2 protein-coding genes and 1 pseudogene are annotated in these 2,083 nt (G+C 37.1%); all 3 read right to left on the bottom strand.

Features of this window, described 5'->3' with window-relative positions; all coding sequences use genetic code 11:
* Positions 1–239 (bottom strand): annotated as a pseudogene (locus V7266_RS01520) (diaminopimelate epimerase); the annotation flags it as partial.
* Positions 240–354: 115 nt separating this feature from the next.
* Positions 355–1,452 (bottom strand): molybdopterin-dependent oxidoreductase, encoded by a 1,098-nt coding sequence (locus V7266_RS01515; protein WP_335465469.1) that lies wholly within the window; start codon positions 1,450–1,452, stop codon positions 355–357.
* Positions 1,453–1,657: 205 nt separating this feature from the next.
* Positions 1,658–2,083: hypothetical protein (locus V7266_RS01510; protein ID WP_335465468.1), on the bottom strand; the 426-nt coding region annotated here is incomplete at its 5' end.

The raw sequence follows: 2,083 nt of genomic DNA, 5'->3' as shown, positions 1-2,083 counted from the left end.
ATTCTTAATCCGTTACCACTTTTTTCTGCCTCAGAACCATCTGGATTAAAAATTCTTAATCCAAAATCTGCTTTATTTGATGAAACTTTTAATAAAATTCCATCGGAACCTATTCCAAAATTAACATTACATATTCTTTGAATTGCCTTTTGTGTTAATTTAAAATTTATCTTTTCATCATTAAAAACTAAATACTCATTCCCTAAAGCATGCATTTTTACAAAAAAATTTTCGTTCATTTTTGTCTCCTTGCTTTTCCTTAGTAAAAATTGTACTTCTAATAATTATATAGTATCCTTTTATGAAATTATAAAAAAGAACTAACTTTTAAAAGACCTTGCATTTTTTACTTGCTCAAAATGTTGCCTCAGCAGGATAGCCTCGTTGTTCCCAGTATCCTTGAATACGAGTGGATGCAAATTCAACACGATTTACCCATTTGATAGATTTGTACCCATACATTTTTGGCACCACTAATCGAAGTGGAAAACCTTGTTCGACGCGAAGCGGCTGATTGTCCATCTTATAAGCTAGAAGAACATCGGATTCCATCGCTTCTTTAAGGGATAAACTTTCTGTATAGACCCCATCAGCAGAGTAGAAGGTGATGAATGAAGCTTCAGAAGCGGGTTTTACCAATGAAACAAGCTCACGGATATGAATTCCTTCCCATTCCACATCCGTTACCGTCCATCCCGTAACGCATTGGAAATTTTTGATCTGTTTTGTAACAGGTAAAGACGTCAATTGATCCAAGGTAAAGGATTTTTTAGTAGTTACTAGACCGTCAACTTTCAACTGATACTTGTTGAGCGAGACCTTTGGATAGTTGTCTGTCACAGTAAAATATTCCGGAAACACATGTATTCCCGGTTTCGAATCTGTTGATACTTTCTCGCGTGTAGTGAAAAGCTTCGAGAACGGAGTCATTGAAATGGCACCAATCACTAATCCTGAAAGTCCCCATCGCAGAAATTGTCTGCGTTCTGATTCCATTTTTTTCGTCACGAGTGTTTGGGGATATTGTGTTCCAGTTGCTTTGAAGAAACCATGTAAGATGAACCAAATTCCTAATAGATAAGACAAATTCCCATGCCAAGCGAAGGCAGCCTCTCTTATGCTTGCGGGAAACCAATTGACCTTCCACAAAGAAATTCCAGTTAATACGATTGCTGTACCAAAAAATAGTGGCATGAACCAATCAACTTTTCGTATGCGGTTCACCTTTGGCAGCTTCTTCACAATAGGAGAAAATAACGACAGAAAAAATACGATACCAAAGAAAATATGAGCATCATAAAGGAAGACTAGATACCGTATCAGCCTTACATGAAAAAATGGGATATAAAGAGCAAGTCCTGTTACCATGAGAACCAAAAAGGATACAATGGAATAATGGTGTAGCCATACATAATATCTCGTCCATTTCCCATGAGGAAACCATTTCTTCATTTTTTTCCCTCACAATCATGAATAGTTTGTTAAATTATAGCATGGAAAACATAATAAAGTCTTAAAGCATTCTGGTGTGCGCCTCTGTTCTCAAAACGTTAAACTTTTGCGGACATAAAAAGACTCTCAATCATTTGGTTGGGGGTCTTTTTTTACAATTAAAAACCCCAGGCGTGGCCTAGGGATCTAAAAGTATATTTTTTTACTATTTTTTAATTTGGAAGTTAATTGTCCACTGTCCTTTTTGATTTAGAATTGCATCTGTACTAAGTGCCGCACTTGAAGTGGCAGGTATATATTGAGGCATGTTCACCTTGACCGCTCCTTGATATTTCTGATTGCTTATTTTTTTATGTTCGGCATCAATCCCTTGAAGACGATTATCGGCAATGGAAATTTCCAGGTTTTTTAACAGCCCTTTCCCGTCTTCATCCAACAAATTTCCTGTTTTAGATTCTACGGTATAATACAGAATCATCTCTTGACCATAGTTTGTGATCGCATAGTTAGTAATCGTAAGTTTGATCCCGCCATTTTCCACGGAACCGACCGTTTTTTCCGGTGCAGCCAACGCACTTTGGGAAGAAGTCCATGCCCCCCCAACGAGAAAACAAAGTAATAAGACAAACCC

It is taken from the genome of Neobacillus drentensis, from assembly GCF_036965645.1.
Lineage (GTDB): Bacteria > Bacillota > Bacilli > Bacillales > Cytobacillaceae > Neobacillus > Neobacillus drentensis_D.
The sequence above is the reverse complement of the archived record's forward strand: the minus strand, read 5'-3'. Positions and strand labels throughout refer to the sequence as shown.

Excerpts from the sequence above, each read along its gene's own strand:
- V7266_RS01515 (WP_335465469.1), bottom strand. The coding sequence starts at position 1,452 with ATGAAGAAATGGTTTCCTCATGGGAAATGGACGAGATATTATGTATGG.